This window comes from Planctomycetota bacterium (assembly GCA_016207825.1).
Lineage (GTDB): Bacteria > Planctomycetota > MHYJ01 > JACQXL01 > JACQZI01 > JACQZI01.
In genome coordinates this window covers 227,917-243,087 of record JACQZI010000007.1, presented here as the reverse complement: position 1 = coordinate 243,087, position 15,171 = coordinate 227,917, and the positions used below count along the sequence as shown (strand labels likewise).

17 protein-coding genes are annotated in these 15,171 nt (G+C 48.7%); 9 read left to right on the top strand and 8 right to left on the bottom strand.

The window, feature by feature from the left end; all coding sequences use genetic code 11:
• Nucleotides 1-88: 88 nt before the first annotated feature.
• Nucleotides 89-1,537 (top strand): homospermidine synthase, encoded by a 1,449-nt coding sequence (locus tag HY811_02860; GenBank protein ID MBI4833749.1) that lies wholly within the window; start codon nucleotides 89-91, stop codon nucleotides 1,535-1,537.
• Nucleotides 1,538-1,563: 26 nt separating this feature from the next.
• On the top strand, nucleotides 1,564-2,988 hold the full coding sequence (mgtE, locus tag HY811_02855; protein ID MBI4833748.1) for a magnesium transporter: 1,425 nt from the start codon (nucleotides 1,564-1,566) through the stop codon (nucleotides 2,986-2,988).
• Here mgtE and HY811_02850 read toward each other — a convergent pair.
• The 4 genes from HY811_02850 to rnpA are packed head-to-tail and all read right to left on the bottom strand — an operon-like array spanning nucleotide 2,981 to nucleotide 5,315.
• On the bottom strand, nucleotides 2,981-3,685 hold the full coding sequence (locus tag HY811_02850; protein ID MBI4833747.1) for a hypothetical protein: 705 nt from the start codon (nucleotides 3,683-3,685) through the stop codon (nucleotides 2,981-2,983). The two genes, mgtE and HY811_02850, sit on opposite strands and share 8 nt — an antisense overlap.
• Nucleotides 3,686-3,701: 16 nt before the next feature.
• The gene (locus HY811_02845; protein MBI4833746.1) at nucleotides 3,702-4,709 is read right to left on the bottom strand and encodes a Gfo/Idh/MocA family oxidoreductase; all 1,008 of its coding nucleotides are present in this window, start codon (nucleotides 4,707-4,709) and stop codon (nucleotides 3,702-3,704) included.
• 56 nt (nucleotides 4,710-4,765) lie between these two features.
• Nucleotides 4,766-4,987, bottom strand: coding sequence for a membrane protein insertion efficiency factor YidD (gene yidD, locus HY811_02840; protein ID MBI4833745.1), 222 nt, complete (start codon nucleotides 4,985-4,987; stop codon nucleotides 4,766-4,768).
• On the bottom strand, nucleotides 4,968-5,315 hold the full coding sequence (gene rnpA / locus HY811_02835) for a ribonuclease P protein component (GenBank protein ID MBI4833744.1): 348 nt from the start codon (nucleotides 5,313-5,315) through the stop codon (nucleotides 4,968-4,970). The genes yidD and rnpA overlap by 20 nt, the downstream gene beginning before the upstream one ends.
• Nucleotides 5,316-5,381: 66 nt before the next feature.
• Between rnpA and HY811_02830 the strand changes: the two genes are divergently transcribed.
• Together HY811_02830 and HY811_02825 are read left to right on the top strand one after the other, a co-directional pair.
• Nucleotides 5,382-6,764 (top strand): HEAT repeat domain-containing protein, encoded by a 1,383-nt coding sequence (locus HY811_02830; protein ID MBI4833743.1) that lies wholly within the window; start codon nucleotides 5,382-5,384, stop codon nucleotides 6,762-6,764.
• Nucleotides 6,751-7,641 carry an NAD(+)/NADH kinase gene (locus tag HY811_02825; protein MBI4833742.1) on the top strand — a complete coding sequence of 297 codons (891 nt, stop codon included), beginning with the start codon at nucleotides 6,751-6,753 and terminating at the stop codon, nucleotides 7,639-7,641. The genes HY811_02830 and HY811_02825 overlap by 14 nt, the downstream gene beginning before the upstream one ends.
• On the opposite strand, the gene HY811_02820 is transcribed toward HY811_02825, so the two are convergent.
• From HY811_02820 to yajC, 4 genes are all read right to left on the bottom strand, one after another.
• Nucleotides 7,628-8,149, bottom strand: coding sequence for a LysM peptidoglycan-binding domain-containing protein (locus tag HY811_02820; GenBank protein ID MBI4833741.1), 522 nt, complete (start codon nucleotides 8,147-8,149; stop codon nucleotides 7,628-7,630). The genes HY811_02825 and HY811_02820 overlap by 14 nt on opposite strands.
• 33 nt (nucleotides 8,150-8,182) lie before the next feature.
• Nucleotides 8,183-9,169 (bottom strand): VWA domain-containing protein, encoded by a 987-nt coding sequence (locus HY811_02815; GenBank protein MBI4833740.1) that lies wholly within the window; start codon nucleotides 9,167-9,169, stop codon nucleotides 8,183-8,185.
• A gap of 92 nt (nucleotides 9,170-9,261) precedes the next feature.
• Complete coding sequence (secD, locus tag HY811_02810; GenBank protein ID MBI4833739.1) at nucleotides 9,262-11,982, bottom strand: protein translocase subunit SecD; 2,721 nt, start codon at nucleotides 11,980-11,982, stop codon at nucleotides 9,262-9,264.
• Nucleotides 11,983-12,018: 36 nt separating this feature from the next.
• A complete protein-coding gene (yajC, locus tag HY811_02805; GenBank protein ID MBI4833738.1) occupies nucleotides 12,019-12,345 on the bottom strand; it encodes a preprotein translocase subunit YajC in 327 nt (108 codons plus the stop codon).
• Between the two features lie 246 nt (nucleotides 12,346-12,591).
• Here yajC and HY811_02800 point away from each other — a divergent pair, with 246 nt between their 5' ends.
• From HY811_02800 to HY811_02780, 5 genes are all read left to right on the top strand, one after another.
• Nucleotides 12,592-13,134: a DUF2284 domain-containing protein gene (locus HY811_02800; protein MBI4833737.1), complete on the top strand. Its 543-nt coding sequence runs from the start codon at nucleotides 12,592-12,594 to the stop codon at nucleotides 13,132-13,134.
• Nucleotides 13,135-13,222: 88 nt separating this feature from the next.
• Entirely contained in the window at nucleotides 13,223-13,588 is a 366-nt protein-coding gene (locus HY811_02795; GenBank protein MBI4833736.1) for a DUF192 domain-containing protein, read from the top strand.
• Between the two features lie 35 nt (nucleotides 13,589-13,623).
• Entirely contained in the window at nucleotides 13,624-14,010 is a 387-nt protein-coding gene (locus tag HY811_02790) for an endonuclease domain-containing protein (protein MBI4833735.1), read from the top strand.
• 82 nt (nucleotides 14,011-14,092) lie between these two features.
• Nucleotides 14,093-14,854, top strand: a complete 762-nt coding sequence (locus HY811_02785) for a membrane dipeptidase (protein MBI4833734.1) — start codon at nucleotides 14,093-14,095, stop codon at nucleotides 14,852-14,854.
• On the top strand, nucleotides 14,841-15,146 hold the full coding sequence (locus HY811_02780) for a membrane dipeptidase (protein MBI4833733.1): 306 nt from the start codon (nucleotides 14,841-14,843) through the stop codon (nucleotides 15,144-15,146). The genes HY811_02785 and HY811_02780 overlap by 14 nt, the downstream gene beginning before the upstream one ends.
• The last annotated feature ends 25 nt before the right edge of the window (nucleotides 15,147-15,171 follow it).

Sequence of the window (15,171 nt, the reverse complement as noted above, 5' to 3'; positions counted from 1 at the left end):
GGGGCGGGATAAAACCCGCCCCTTTCTTTTTAGCCTGTGTATTTACTTGACCAACCCCCCAATCATAAATTATTATGAATGCATAACGATGGTGCATTTTAATAATAAAATGTTAATCCTCGGTTTCGGCGCGGTGGCGCGGAGCTTTCTTCCTTTATTACTCAAACATATCAGAATCCCTTATAAAAACATCACCATCATAGATTTCGTCGACCAGTCCAAACACCTCAGTAAATGGATTGCCAAGGGCGTCAAGTTCGTCCAATTAAAAGTGACGCCCCAGAACATGACCCGGACACTCTCCGCTTATGTCAACGGCGGCGGCTTGATAGTGGACCTTGCCTGGAACGTGGACTGCCTGGACGTCCTCCAATGGACGTATAACAATAAAATGCTCTATGTCAATGCCTCGGTCGAGGAATGGGACCCTTACGCGGAAATTCATACCCGGACATCGCTGGAAAAATCACTTTACCGCAGATACGTGAAACTCCTGGAAATGGTCCCCAAATGGAAAGGGACGGCCACCGCGGTCCTCGACCACGGCGCGAATCCGGGATTGGTTTCCCATTTCGCCAAGCGCGGGCTGGTTGATATCACCCGCAGGCTCATCGCCGAGCGGAAGGTTTCCCGGCGCGACGCGGAAATGCTGGAGCACTTCGCCAAAAAGAAGATGTTCAACCACCTCGCCATGAAGCTGGGCGTTAAAGTAATCCATTGCAGCGAGCGCGATACCCAGTTCACGAATAAATCCAAAAAGCCGGACGAGTTCGTGAACGTCTGGAGCATCGAGGCGATGATGGAGGAGGCAATCGCTCCGGTCGAGCTGGGCTGGGGCACGCACGAGAAAACCCTGCCGCCACTGGCAACCAAACCGAATTACGGCCCGAAAAACCAGATAATCCTTTCCCAGATGGGAATCAATACCTGGATACGCTCCTGGACGCCGCACCAGGAATTCGTCGGCATGATTATCCCGCACGGGGAAGCCTTCGGCATTTCCAAACTGCTTACCGTAAAGCGCGGCAAAAAGCAGGTCTACCGCCCGACCGTGCTTTACGCCTATTTACCCTCGGATGAAACGATGCTTTCTTTGCATGAACTGCGCTGCCGGGGATATGAACTCCAGCCGAATAAAAGAGTGATGGCCGGCGAGATAGCCAGCGGCAGTGATTCGCTGGGCGCCTTGATTATGGGCCATAAATATAATTCCTGGTGGACAGGAAGCATCTTAAGCATAGAAGAAGCCCGCCGGCTGGTGCCGGGGCAGAACGCGACTACGATTCAGGTGGCTATCGGCGTTGTTTCCTCTATTTTGTGGATGCTGGAAAACCCCAAGGAAGGCATTTGCTTCCCGGAAGACCTGCCGCATGATTATATCCTGAATATCGCCAAGCCATATTTGGGGAAGTTTATCTCGGAGCCCTCCAACTGGAGCCCATTATCCAATTACCAGGTCTTCTTTGTGGAAAACCCGAATGCCCAGCCGGATAAGGCCGACCCGTGGCAATTCCGCAACTTCGCCTTTAAGCCGTAAATATTGCAGTGATATAAGAGATGGAATTGAAAGACACGTGCGATGGCAATATCAAGGAACCCGGCTTGGCAAATCCGCCGGCTGAACCCGAAAGGGATTTGACTTTTCCGGTTCCGGAAAAGATTTCGCCCGCGTTAATCCGCAATAAATTAAAGGCAGGCGGGCTGGCGGAAGCCGTTTTTTTGGTAAAGCGGTTATCACCGGCGCTGCGCGCCGAGTTTTTTCTTCAACTGCGCGTTGCCGAACAGAAGGCGCTCTTAAGCGCCATGCCGCCGGCGCTGGCCGCCTCCATCCTGGCGGATTGCGACAGCGCCAGCCTCGTTTCCATATTGGCCGGCATCAAGCCGGAAAATATCACGCCGGTCCTTAAGCTTATTTCCCCGGATAACCTTGCCGATATCCTGCTGAGGCTTCCCAAAAACTATTTACAGGAGGTAATCAAACTGCTCGACCCGGAATTGAGCGCGGAGGTGGAAAAGCTGATGACCTTCGACCCGGAAAGCGCGGGCGGGCTAATGACCACGCGCTACTTGAGCGTTCCGGATGTCATCACGGTCGGCCGGGCGATAGAGCTCCTGCGCTGTGCCAAGCGGCCTGATACGCCTTCTTACATTTATATCGTTGATGCCAGTGGCCGCTTGGAGGGCGTGGCGCCGCTCAGGGGATTGCTCCTGACGGATTCCAGAAAGTCCGTTACTTCTGCCATGGTCAGGAATGTCATTAAGTTAAAATCAAGCGCGCTCAAAAAAGAGATAATCGACGTCTTTAACCAATACCATTTTATTTCCCTGCCCGTAGTGGATGAAAAAGAGCGCTTGGTAGGTATCGTTACATTCGATGATGTAATAACCGCCATGCGCCAGAGCGAAAAAGAGGTGATTCAGGGAATAACCGGCGTCGACCCGCGCGAAGTCTTCAAGACCACTTTCGCGGTGACGCGCAGCCGCTTGCCCTGGATGACGGTGACAATCATGGGCGGATTGGGTTGCGCGGTCATCGGCAGCTTTTTCCGGGATACCCTGGCGGAAATGGTCATGATAGGAATTTTCATCCCGATTATTCTGGCTTTGGGGGAAAGCATCGGCGTGCAGATGACCTCGATTGTGCTGACCACGATTGGTGACGGCGGCATTCCGCGCGCGGAACTGTCCGCCTTTGTGTATAAAGAGTTCATGGTAAGCCTGCTGATAGGCCTATACGCGGGTGTCGTGGTCAGCGTCGCTTCCGTCCTTTTATTCGGTAATATTAATTTCGGGCTCCTGCTTAGCGCAACTGTATTTATTTCCGTCTGCTGGGCGGCGCTTTTGTCTTTGATGGTATCTATTGTTATGAAGAAACTGCGCGTTAATCCGGCGGTGGCAAGCGGCCCGTTAGCCTTGGCGCTTATCGATATGTCCACCATGGTAATTTATTTGGGAAGTGCCGCATTTTTCTTGAGCCTTGTTAAGTAGCGGAAGTGTTATTTTCTTTTGCCGCGTGGATAAACAGCAGAGGAAAAACAATATCGCTCAAGCAGCAGGGAATCAGGACGGAAAGCACCACGATAATCACCAGCCCGCCGAGATAAGGCACCCAGTCAACCAGCCCGAAAGAAATGATATAAAGGAGCGAAGCCAGGCTGCTTACCAGTATATGCGCGCTATGGGAAAAGAAAGTGATATGCCGCAAATAATTGGAGGCGACGATGCCCGTCATGATTCCGAGCGCGACGAAGGGATAAACCAGCAACGGCTCTTCTATCAGGCAGATATGGAGCGCCATGGATTTACCCAGGATTTCGCCGCCTAAGTAGGGCATGAAAATATCGCTGATGGCGCATATCGGGATGGTTCCCAGCGCGCCGATTAAAATAGCTTTGATGATTTTCCTGTCATGCCGCCAGAACATTGCCGTGGTGGCGGTCGCGCTCAGGAATAAATGCGCCGGGTGGAAGATATGGAAGGCGGATTGGAAGCTGCCCAGTTTCCCCAGCTCGGTAATCAGCCAGATGATTGCGAAGCTGGTCAATGCCGCCCCGAAGGAAAAAGGCAGGTGCGCGGCCAGTTCATGCCGGATATGGTAAAAGCCGCTTTCCCCTTTATGAGTATCCAGCTCGCAGAACGGGCATTGCTCAAGGGATGAATGTTTTTCTTCTGGCAATGGGTTCATTGGTTTATTCCGATGTTTATTTTATATCTTGAGGGATTCCATTAAGTTGCAAGGATTTCTCGGCTGTTTCCAGCGCCTTGACCACGCGCAGTCCGGATTCGCCGTCGGTTTTCGGTTTCTTGCCGGTCTTGACGCAATCGATAAAATGGGAAATCTCCGCGCCCAAAGGCTCGAATGTTTCCACCTTGGGCGAGACGATATCTCCCGTCCGGTAGGAGAGCTGGTATTCCCCGAAAGTTTCCGGGTCCTTGAAATTCACTCCGTGGTCGAATATCTTTATCTTTTCCACCGGCTGGGTATCGTCATAGACGAGCATTTTCTTGGAGCCGACAATCGTGGTATTCCTTAATTTGCTCGGCGCCAGCCAGGAAAGCTCCATATGGGCAATCACGCCGGACGGGAACCTGAGGCTGATAAATGCCACATCCGGATATTTGCTCTTGACGCAATCGCGCCCGACTGCCTGGATGCGGTTGGGGCTTTCGCCCAAGATGGAAAATATGATGGAAAAATCATGCGGCGCCAGGTCCCAGATGACACTGGCATCTTTCTGGTGGAGACCCAGGTTAACGCGCTTGGAGGAAATAAAGAATATATTGCCGAGTTCCCCTTTGGAAATAATTTCCTTAATCTTTAAAACCGGAGGCGAATATTCGAACGTATGCCCGACCATCAAGGTTTTATTGTGTTTCTTGGAAAGCTTAATCAGGTTTTCGGCTTCTTTTACGGAGGCGGCCATGGGTTTTTCCACAAAAACGCTTTTGCCTGATTCGAGCAGTTTGGAAGCGATATTAAAATGCGTTCCGATGGGCGTTGCCACAATCGCGGCGTTGATGGAATCGTTTTTGAGGATATCGTCAAGCTTGCTGGTTGCCTTGACGGGAGGATAGCGGTTGCGCGCCTTTTCCAGGCGTTTGGAATCCATCTCACAGCAGTAAACTTCGTCCGCCAGGCGGTTCTCCATGAGGACGCGCAGGAGATTCGGTCCCCAGTAACCGTAGCCGATTAGCGCGATTTTCATCATAGCCGGAAGTTTACCAGATTCAAATGGTGAATTCAAGATATATGCGTTTTACTAAATCAGCTGACCGGGTCGTAGCCAGAGCCGCCCAGGGGATGGCATCTTAAAAGCCGCCAGGCGCTTTTTAGTAATCCCTTTATAATGCCTTTTTCTTTTAGTGATTGGATACAGTAGTCCGAACAGGTCGGCTGGAATCTGCAGGAAGGCAGATGTAACGGGGACAATAAAACCTGATACATCTTTACGAGGGATATCAACAGGTTAATTATTAGTTTTCTCATTGGTTAGTTTTAACAGGCTTTCTTCTATGTCTTTGAGGGAAAAACCTTCGGTTTGCGTAATGTTTATGATTATATCATGCTTTTTGGGGAGGAGATTTTTATTCAGCCGGTATGCCTCGCGGACGAGGCGTTTTATATAGTTGCGGCGCGTGCTTTTCCTGACACGCTTTTTAGCGACGATAATTCCCAGCCGGCTGTGAGGAAGCTCGTTGGGCAAAAGGTAAATGGTCATAAGCTTATCGCCGAGCCGTTCGGCGTGCTTTAAAAGCCGCTCGAAATCGCGTTCCTTTAAAAGGTGCTCTTTTTTACGGAAGGTGTATTTTTTCATTATCGCTTATATCTCTTGACTTTTAAGCCAATATTATATAAAAAAGCTGTTAGGAGGGAAAGTCTTATGAAACAAAAAATAATCGTCCTCATGATGGGTTTGTTTCTTTGCGCATACGGGCTTTCTGTTTTCGGGCAGGTTTCTGATAAGGAATGGGCTGAGGCGGAAAAGAATTTCCAGTCGGAATACTCCAAGCCGGCTGCCGCCAAGGATGGCAAATTACGCTATACTCCTATCGAGAGACTGAGAGGGATAGAGCATCCAAATTTGGTTAAGCTTTTAATCGGCAAGGTTATTCCGAATGAACTTAACGGCAATTACCCTTTAAATATAGACGCCGCGGTCGAGGTTTTGGGCGGTATCAAAAGTGATTCCGTCATAGGAGCCCTGGTTGCGGAAGCCAAAAAGGCGCCGCTTAACGTCAGGATAGCCGTCATCCCGGCGCTGGGCGCGGTCAATAAGCCGCCGGTAACAGAACTTCTTATTTCATTCCTGGATGATAAAGATTCCCGCATTAAAGTGTGTTCCATAGATGCATTAAGCCGTATCTGCCCGAAAGAGGCGTTGGATAAAGTGATTGCCGCGTTTGAAGCCAAGGAATGGGAAGTGCGCGCCAGCGCAACGAATTACCTTTCTAAAGTAGCGGACGAGGAATCCAAAACCAAGGCGGCGGAAGCGCTTACCGCCCAATCCAATAAGGAGTCGGGCCGCTTGAGGGAAGACATGCTCGGCGCCATAAAGAAGCTTACCGGCAAGGAAACACCGTCCGATTCACAGGAAACCATTGCCGTTTTCTACGGAATGAAGATAACCTCAAAAGCACCGGTTTTTGTGGTGGATATCAGTTCAAGCATGAAGATGTTCAAGGCAAAAGAAGGCGGCAGCCGTTTCGATGTTCTTATCAAAGAATTGAAAAGCGCTGTGGAACACCTGTCGCCGGATGCCAAATTTAACATTATCATATTCAACGATAAGGTTAATTCATGTCAGAAGACGCTTGTTCCGGTTAAGCAATACCAGAAAGAGGCGTTGAAATGGATAGATGAGCTTAAATCGTCCGGATTGACCAATATTTACGACGCCCTGGAAACCGGATTCGGGTTTACCGGAGATAAGAAAGATGTCAACGTAAGCGGTTATATCAGCGGTAAAGGTTCAGGGGCAGATACCATATATTTCATGACCGATGGTGAGCCGACCGCCGGAAAATATCTTAAAACGGATGAAATCCGCAGTGCCGTGCGCATCTTAAACCAGACCAAGAAAATCAGGATTAATGTGATTGCCGTTGGGGTGGGCGGGAGCGAGCCGATTCCCGGTAATATGCCTCAGGGTGGCGGCGGACCTCCTCCGGGCGCCATGGGAGGGGGCGGCCCCACAGGGAAAGTCGATACCGAATTCCTTAAAAAGCTGGCCGATGAAAACTACGGCGAATATGCCGAAAAATAAAATGAGTAATAAGACGGTTATCCTAACAGGCAATTGGAAAAAACCGGAAACCAAAAGGCTTATTAATTCCCTGAGACAATGGCTTTCCAAAAAAGCATGCCGGGTTGAGGTGGATTTAAATAATCGGCTGTCCCTTTCAAGCAAGAAAGCCGATTTGGTTGTTGTTTTCGGAGGAGATGGCTCCATCCTTTCCGCGGCCAGGCGCTTGGGCGAAAACCCGGTTCCGGTCATCGGAGTTAATTTGGGAAAGCTCGGGTTTATGGCCGGCTATTCTCCCCAAGAACTGAAGCGTTCTTTCAGCCGCATCCTTTCAGGCAATTACCGACAATCTTCCCGCATGATGATAGCATGCGAGGTTATTAAGCCGGGAGGCAAGCGCAAGAGCTTTATTGCCCTGAACGAAATAATCGTATCGCGCGAGGCATCTTCCCGGATGCTTTACCTCAAATTATCGATAAATAAAAATCACTTGGCGACTTTTGGAGCGGATGGCTTGATTGTTTCTACTCCGGCCGGTTCAACCGCACACTCGCTTGCCGCCGGAGGTCCGGTTATCCACCCTGCGGTAAGAGGATTTATCCTAACTCCGGTCTGTGCCCACACCCTGGCAATGCGGCCGCTAGTCATCCCGGCTGAAGATGCCGTTTCAATCGGGTTTTTGGGTGAATCGAAAAAAATAGTGCTGACCGTAGACGGCCAGATTTTTGTGGCGCTAAGCCCGAAAGATAAAGTGCATGTCTCCGTTTCCCGGCGCGTGTTTTACCTGATAGAGCCGCTCCACCGGACTTTTTACAAGACCCTGACGGAAAAGATGCTCTGGGGCGGGAGGAATGGGGCAAAACAGCAAAATAAATCAGGTCTTATTACTTCGGGATAGCCAGTTTCCATCCTGCCTGCAAAGAAGTTTCCTTAGTGGCTAACTTATCGCGGTTTGCCTGGAAAATCATTTCTGATTTCGAGGCATCATTATAATATTTAAGAGCAATCTTTTCCAGCGTATCGCCCTGAACTACGGTGTGGTATATTACACTACTCGGAGCCGGCTGTACCGTTCCTCCGGTGTCTTTAGGGATAAACAAAACCCAGCCGACTGTCAGGGAATCTTTATTCGTAATTTTATCCTTGTTCGCTTCCATGATAAGTTCCCATTTGGCGCCGGTTCCGTATTTTTCCTTGGCAATGCTCCAAAGCGTATCGCCTTGTTTTACCGTATAAGATTCTCCTTGGGGCTTGGGTTGTTCAATCGGCTTGGCGGGCATGGTTACCACCGGTTCTTGAGGCGGCGGCGGTTCGGGCTTTTTGAAATAATCTGTTTGCCACAGCACTAACCCTACCACCATGATTACGACCAAGGCAACTATTATTATTATGGCTGCTTGTTTCATAAAAATACTTCGCTCCTTTTATAAAATAGAATATTATTTTTGCTCCCGGGGCGGATTTCTATCCGGCCCCAGGTTTACATACTGTCCGTTGCCTATCTCCGCAATCTTTTGCATCAGCCCGGTATTATGAAAACCAATTCCGATGGCGTGTATGCAGACGTTTTTCTTTTCTATTGCCTCCTGAAGTTTTTTCAGGTTTTCTTCTATTTTCTCTTCAGGCATACCGGCCACGGTTGTGGCGGAAGTTACGGTCGGAGCTCCATCCGTCAGGAAGAATATTTCGTATGGCGGTTCTTCCTTTTTCTTGGCGGCTTTTCCCTTATCCTTTCCGGTGACCTGCGCGTTTTTACTGTCTTTTCCCTGTTTCTTTTCCGGCGCTTTGTCTTTCGCGTAGCTGATTGCCTTCAAGAGCGCTTCAAAAAAGGCGTCGGTCGGCCCTTCAGGCTTGAAACTGTTGACCGCTTTGATTACTTTATCTTTATTCTTTTGGTCGGCAAGCACGAAGGTGTTTTGCAGCGGGAATATCTTTGTATTATAAGCCAGCGCCGCGAAAGAAATATCCGGCTTAAGCGATTTTATCGCCTCAACAAATTCCGCCCGCGCTAGATCCAGATGGTTTTTTATTTTGTCCCAGTCTATTCCCTCGCCGGCATCCCTTTTGTTCTTGGCGTTCTTGTCTTTTTCGGGTTTCGGTTTATTCCCCCCTGTTTCCATGGGTTTGAGCATTTTTTTTGCTTTCTCCTTAACGCTCATGTCAAGCTCGGTAGACATGCTTCCGGTAACGTCAATCACAAAGATAAGGTGGTCGGATTTCATCTCGATGCCGTAATATTTGGGCTTTACGGAGATGGTGACCTGGGTATCAGTTTGCGCCTGGCTTTGCTCCGGTGTTTCTTCTTCTTTAGTTTCTTCCGTTGCGGATTGGCTGTTATCTTCCCCTGTGATAGGTAGAATTGCGCATAGGGAAAAAGAGAATATCAAGAAAGAAACTGCCAGAACCTTCGACCACAGGTTTTTCATGGAATTGCCTTTTATTTTTACGGGTAAATAATACCTTGTTTAAATAAACCCGTCAATAAAAACACTTGGTTTTTCGTCCGTTTCCCGGATAATCAGTCTTTTTTCTCTGCTTGCGGCTTCTTTTCCCCGCTTCCGCCCCAAGCCTTGACAAACGGCGAGGCGATAAAGATGGTGGAATAAGAGCCGGCGATCGTGCCGATTACCATCGGGAAGGCAAAGCTAACGATCCCGGCGCCGCTTGTTGCCGTGACCAGGAAGAGTATCACCACCGTGAAGAAAACAGTCAATGATGTTATAATTGTACGGCCGAGCGTCTGGTTGACGCTGGCGTTTAAAATCGCTTCCAGCGGCTGGCGTTTCATTTCCGTCATGTTTTCCCTGACGCGGTCGAAGATGACGATGGTGTCGTTGACCGAATAACCGATGATGGTCATAAGCGCCGCCACTGAGGTAAAGTTTATTTCGACACTAATACCCCAGCTGTCCGGGACAATCAGGTTGAATGCCGCCGTCGCGCCTAGGGCGAATAAAACGTCGTGCACCAGCGCAACTACCGCCGCCAGTCCGTATTTCAGTTCGAACCGGAAGGCGACGTAAATGAGCATGCATATCCACGAAAGGATGATGGCAATAACCGCGTTTTGTTGCAAACTTTTGGAAACCATGGTATCTATCATGCCGGCAACCGGGAAAACGCCTCTCGGTAAATCCAGACCTTCTTTGGCTCGCAGTGCCCGTTCCCACTGCACGGGTTCGTCTTCCCTGAAATATATTTCAAAATGTGCCGATGTTGTATCGGTTATTTCCTCGGATGCCTCCGGTATAATCACCAGCGGTTCTTGCTTTTTATTGCGCTTGGCAAGCTCGGCGAGTTTCACTTTTAACTCGTTAACCCCAACCTGTTTACCCAGGTTTAATTCCATCATCAGCTTATAACCGGCCTTGTTGGTTGAGGTGATGAGAGTGATGGTTTCCTGCGCGACTTTATCGGAAAATTTCGCAAGGAGGTCGTTTTTCAACTCCAAAACGCCTTTTTCCGTGCGCACATATCGGGTACGTATCTGGAATTCTTCCGACATCTGCCCGGCCTTGGAGAACATGGATTTTATCCCGCCCGCGCCGGTATCCGTGACCGGTGGCATGACGCTTAATACTTCCGCGTCCGGGTATTTGGGGGCAGGTGCGTTGGTTTTGGCATCCGTTACGGTAATGTTCTTTATGGTCGTCCGGACATCAGCAATATTGACCTTTTCCTTGAAGTGTAGGTTCAAAACCGTCCCGCCCGTGAAATCCACCCCGTAAGCGGTGTTGGTCTTTATTCCTCTCATATAAAAAGCAACCATTCCCAACAAGATGCAAACTACCGAAAACTTGATAAAATAATGGCTGATTTTCATAAAGTTGATATTAGGCTTGGTCAGTATCTTTAACATGGTGATTTTCTTGGCTATTCCGCTTTCAATGACGAACTGGACCATGAGTTTGGTGGCGAAATATCCGCTGAAAAGCGTAGTGAGAATGCCTGCGGAAAGTGTAACCGCAAATCCGCGTATCGGACCTGTTCCGAAATACCACAATACCAATCCGGCAACCAGGGTCGTCAGGTTGGCGTCTATGACCGTTACCAACGCCTTGCCGAACCCGCCTTCAAACGATTGCACCGTGGTCTTGCCTTTTTCCTGCTCTTCCCTGATTCTTTCGTAGAAAATGATATTGGAATCGACCGCCATACCCATGGTTAAGACGATGCCCGCGATGCCGGGGAGTGTCAGGGTTGCTGAGAAAAAGGAAAGTATGCCTAAAAGCAGGATAGCGTTTATTAAAAGTGCGAGGACCGAAATCATTCCTGCCAGATGGTAATAAACAATCATGAATAGGGCAACCACGATTATTGCCAGGGTAAAAGAGGTGACGCTTCTGTTAATCGCATCCGCACCGAGAGATGGCCCTAATGTGTTTTCGCTTTTGACTTCCAGGTTTCCGGGTAGGCTTCCCGAACGCAGTATCATGGATAAATCGCGCGCCTCTGTTTCCGGGAATCCGCCTTTTCCCCCGTGTGTAATAACGGCTTCTCCGCCGGTTATCTTGCTTCTGATACTCGGGGCTGAAACCACTTTGCTATCCAGCAAAATTGCCAGCCTTCTTTGGTCGGATGTCTTTTCATTATGCTTTCCGGTGACATCTTCAAAAATATGCGAACCGACCAGATCCAGTTTTAAGGTAACCACGATTCCTTCCATCGGGTCCAGCACTTTATATCCGGCATCAACGACATTTTCACCGCTGATGATGGTTTTTTCCTCAAGCAGGAGGTGTTCAACCGGCTTATCCTTTACCGGAGTTTCGTCATACCACTGGTAACCGGGAGGAACTGCCGGGTAGCGTTTTTCATATACATCTATAACGGATTGTTTTGCCACCAGTTTGAATTCCAGCTTGCCGGTGGTGATAAGCAGCTTTTTTATATTGTCTATTTCGCTTGGGTCAACTCCAGGTAGCTGGACCAAAAGCTGGTTGCCGTAAGGTTGGATACGCGGTTCCTTCAATCCGAAGCTGTTGATACGGCGTTCGATAATGTTGCGGGCGGAATCGACCCCGGATTTTAAGCTTTCCGAGCTCATCGTTTCCTGCTGTTGGAAACCGAGTATCAACTCGCTTCCTCCCTGAAGGTCGAGTCCCAACTGGATTTTACAGCCTTCGAACCATTCGCCTTCCTTAAAGAACATTTTATCGTCAGATGGGTAAGCGAAGTAACCGGCGATGGCGGTTATGATAAGAACCAGGAGCAATTGCCATTTGAGAGTTTCTTTCATAAATAATTATTCCTTTATAGAGCGAACTATTTAATTCTAGGGGTTCGCGCGTTTTATTACGCCTACAATGGCGTTTTTGGAAACGCGTATCTTTACGTTGGAATCCTCATCCACTTTAAGCGAGATTTCATCATCCTTGATATTGGAAACAATTCCGAACATTCCTCCGCTGGTGATGACGTGGTCGTTTTTCTGGAGGCTGTTAATCATTTCCTGACGCATCTTTTCTTTTTTATTCTGGGGTCTTATGAGCAAGAGGTACATTAAACCGAAAAGCAGGGCAAAAGGCAGGAGCATGCTGATTAAAGCAGAAGAGCCGCTTGGAGCCGCGTCCTGGGCTAAAAATATCATAGAATTAAACATAAAATCACCTTTCTTAATAAGAGCAAGCTGATTAGTTTTATCAGCCCCATTCCAGATTCATTATCAATCGGGTGTCCCCGTAACGCAGTGGAGCGGGGCTTAATCCGTGTACATAAAGTATCTAATTTAATAATATATCCCTCAGTCAAGCAAGAAAATTATTATATAACTTTAGGGCGGCGCCGGGGGTATTATAGAGCCGTTAATTTATTTACTTCGCCTTTTTTATGTGGTATTATCCGCTTAATGAATTTAAACCGATACGCCGCGCTTGCCAGAAAAGAGGGCGCACTCCACGCGGTCCTGATTAATGCCCGGGATGTTGTCCTTGACCCGCGCACAATACTCAAATGCCGTTTCGGCTGCACCGGCTGGGGCAATAACTGGACTTGTCCCTCCGCCCCCGGCGCCATTACCGTCTCCGATTTTGCCCGCATCATAAAATATTATAAAAAGGCATTGCTTATCCATACCCGTGACCCCGCTCCGTCCCGCAAATCGGGACTACGGGGACCTAGTGGTAAAAAGCTTTCCCACGATATCTCGTATAAAATAGAGCAGGCGGCTTATGTGGACGGCAATTACTTCGCCTTCAGCTTTTCCGATTGCGCGGTTTGTAAAAAGTGCTCTTTTCCCAGGCCATGCCGCGCCCAAAAAAAGGCCCGCCCGGCCATGCAGGCGGTCGGGATAGATGTCTTTGCCACCGCCCATAAGCAAGGGTTGCCTTTGAAAACCCTTAAATCCAAATCCGACGAGGTGAATTGGTACAGCCTCGTGCTGATTAATTGACATGAAACATTTTTATATTTTATTTTTAAGCTTTACATTAGCAGTTCTACCTATTGCCTGCCAGGGTAAAGACGTCTCCCAAGAAGGACTGGTCATTAACGGCAAGGCAATCAATGTGGAAGTCGCCGCCACCGCCGACCAAAGGGAGTTGGGCCTGATGCACCGGAAAAACCTACCTGAAAACAGCGGCATGATTTTCCTTTATCCGGAAGAAACACCCGTCCGTTTCTGGATGAAAGACACGCTTATTCCGCTTTCAATCGCTTTTATAAAAGAGGATGGCACTATTACCCAGATAGCTGATATGAAGCCTTTAACCGAAGATACCACCTGGTCACGGGTAGCGGTTAAATACGCCTTGGAAATGAATAAAGGCTGGTTCAAACGTAATAACATCAAAGAAGGCGATAAGGTCTTTATCCCGGATTCCATCAAAAAGATAAAGTCTGATTAATCCCCTCTAATAAGAGGGGTAGGGGTGTGTAATTAATGATTTATTATAACCCCAAATTTAAAAAACTGGCTTGTCAACTTCGGAAAACTGGAACATTATCAGAAATATTATTGTGGCAGAAGCTTAAACAGCGGCAGATGCTGGGATATGATTTCCATAGGCAAAAGCCGATTGATGAGTATATTGTTGACTTTTTCTGCCCGTGCTTGAAACTGATTATTGAAATCGACGGGGAAAGCCATAGCGGAAAAACAGATGAAGATGAAATAAGGCAGAGAAAGCTGGAGTCGTTGGGTTTTTCTGTGCTGAGGTTTTTGGACATAGATATGAAGAAAAACATAGAAGGTGTTTTAAGTACGATAGAAGGAAAGATTAGAGAAATAACACACCCCAACCCCCTCTCAAGAGGGGAGTATAGTTAATCCCCTCTAAAAAGCGGAGCGATAGCGGAGTCCCGACCCAATCGGGGATGGGCAGGGGTGTGTGAATATCGCGGAGTGTATAATGTTGACGCGCGCCGAAATTATTAAACTGCACCATCAATCAATCCTTGTCGACGGCCACGCCGATTCCTTCGGTAAAACCTTGTCGCGCGACGGTGATTTCCTTTCACCCGGCCCCAAGGCCCTTCGCTGGGGGGAGAAAGCCAAATCGGATAATGACTGGCAGCATATGGATTTCCTCCGCATGGTGAAAGGCGGCGTTGACCTCCAGTTCATGGCAATCTATACACCGCCTTTTTACCAGGGCGCGGACGCCACGCTTTACGCCCTGAAAATGCTCACCGCCATGAGAAAAGCGGTCAGCGATAGCAACGGAAAAATAGTTTTCATCCGCTCCTCCAAAGATTTAAAAGAGCTTGCCAAAGGCAAGAAAGGACTCCTGGTAGATATCGAAAGCGGGATATGCTTGGATAAAAGCCTGCGCCTACTGGAGATGTTTCACCATCTGGGAGTACGGTCAATCAGCCTGACCCAAAACCATGCCAATGAGCTGGCGGACGGCGTCCGGGTGGATAACCCGCGCGGGCTGACCGCCCTCGGTAAAAAGGTCATCAGGGAAATCAACCGCCTGAATATGATATTGGATATCGTCCACCTGGCACGGCCCGGCTTTAAGGATGCGATGAAGATTGCCAAGGGTCCGGTAATCTGCTCCCATACGGGGGTGAGGAAATTCCGGGATATCCTGCGTAATATTGATGATGACCAGATAAAAGAAATCGCCCGCCGGAAGGGCGTCGTCGGGATGTATGTATCTCCCTGAATTTATCATCGGAGGAAATTTGACCTTCCAGGAAATCGCCCGCAGGAAGATGATCTGCCGCGTGCCGGATGTCGTCGACCACATCGCCTATATCGCCGAGAAGTTCGGTTTAGATTACGTCGGCCTCGGCTCGGATTTCGATGGCTATAACGGCGTGACCGTAGGATTGGAAGATGCCGCCAAACTTCCTAATATAACGATTGAACTGGTGAAACGCGGATTCCATAAGGATGAAATCCAGAAAATCCTCGGCGGGAATTGGCTGAGGGTGATAAGAGAAGTGCTTAAATAAATTGCAGATAAACACGAATGACACA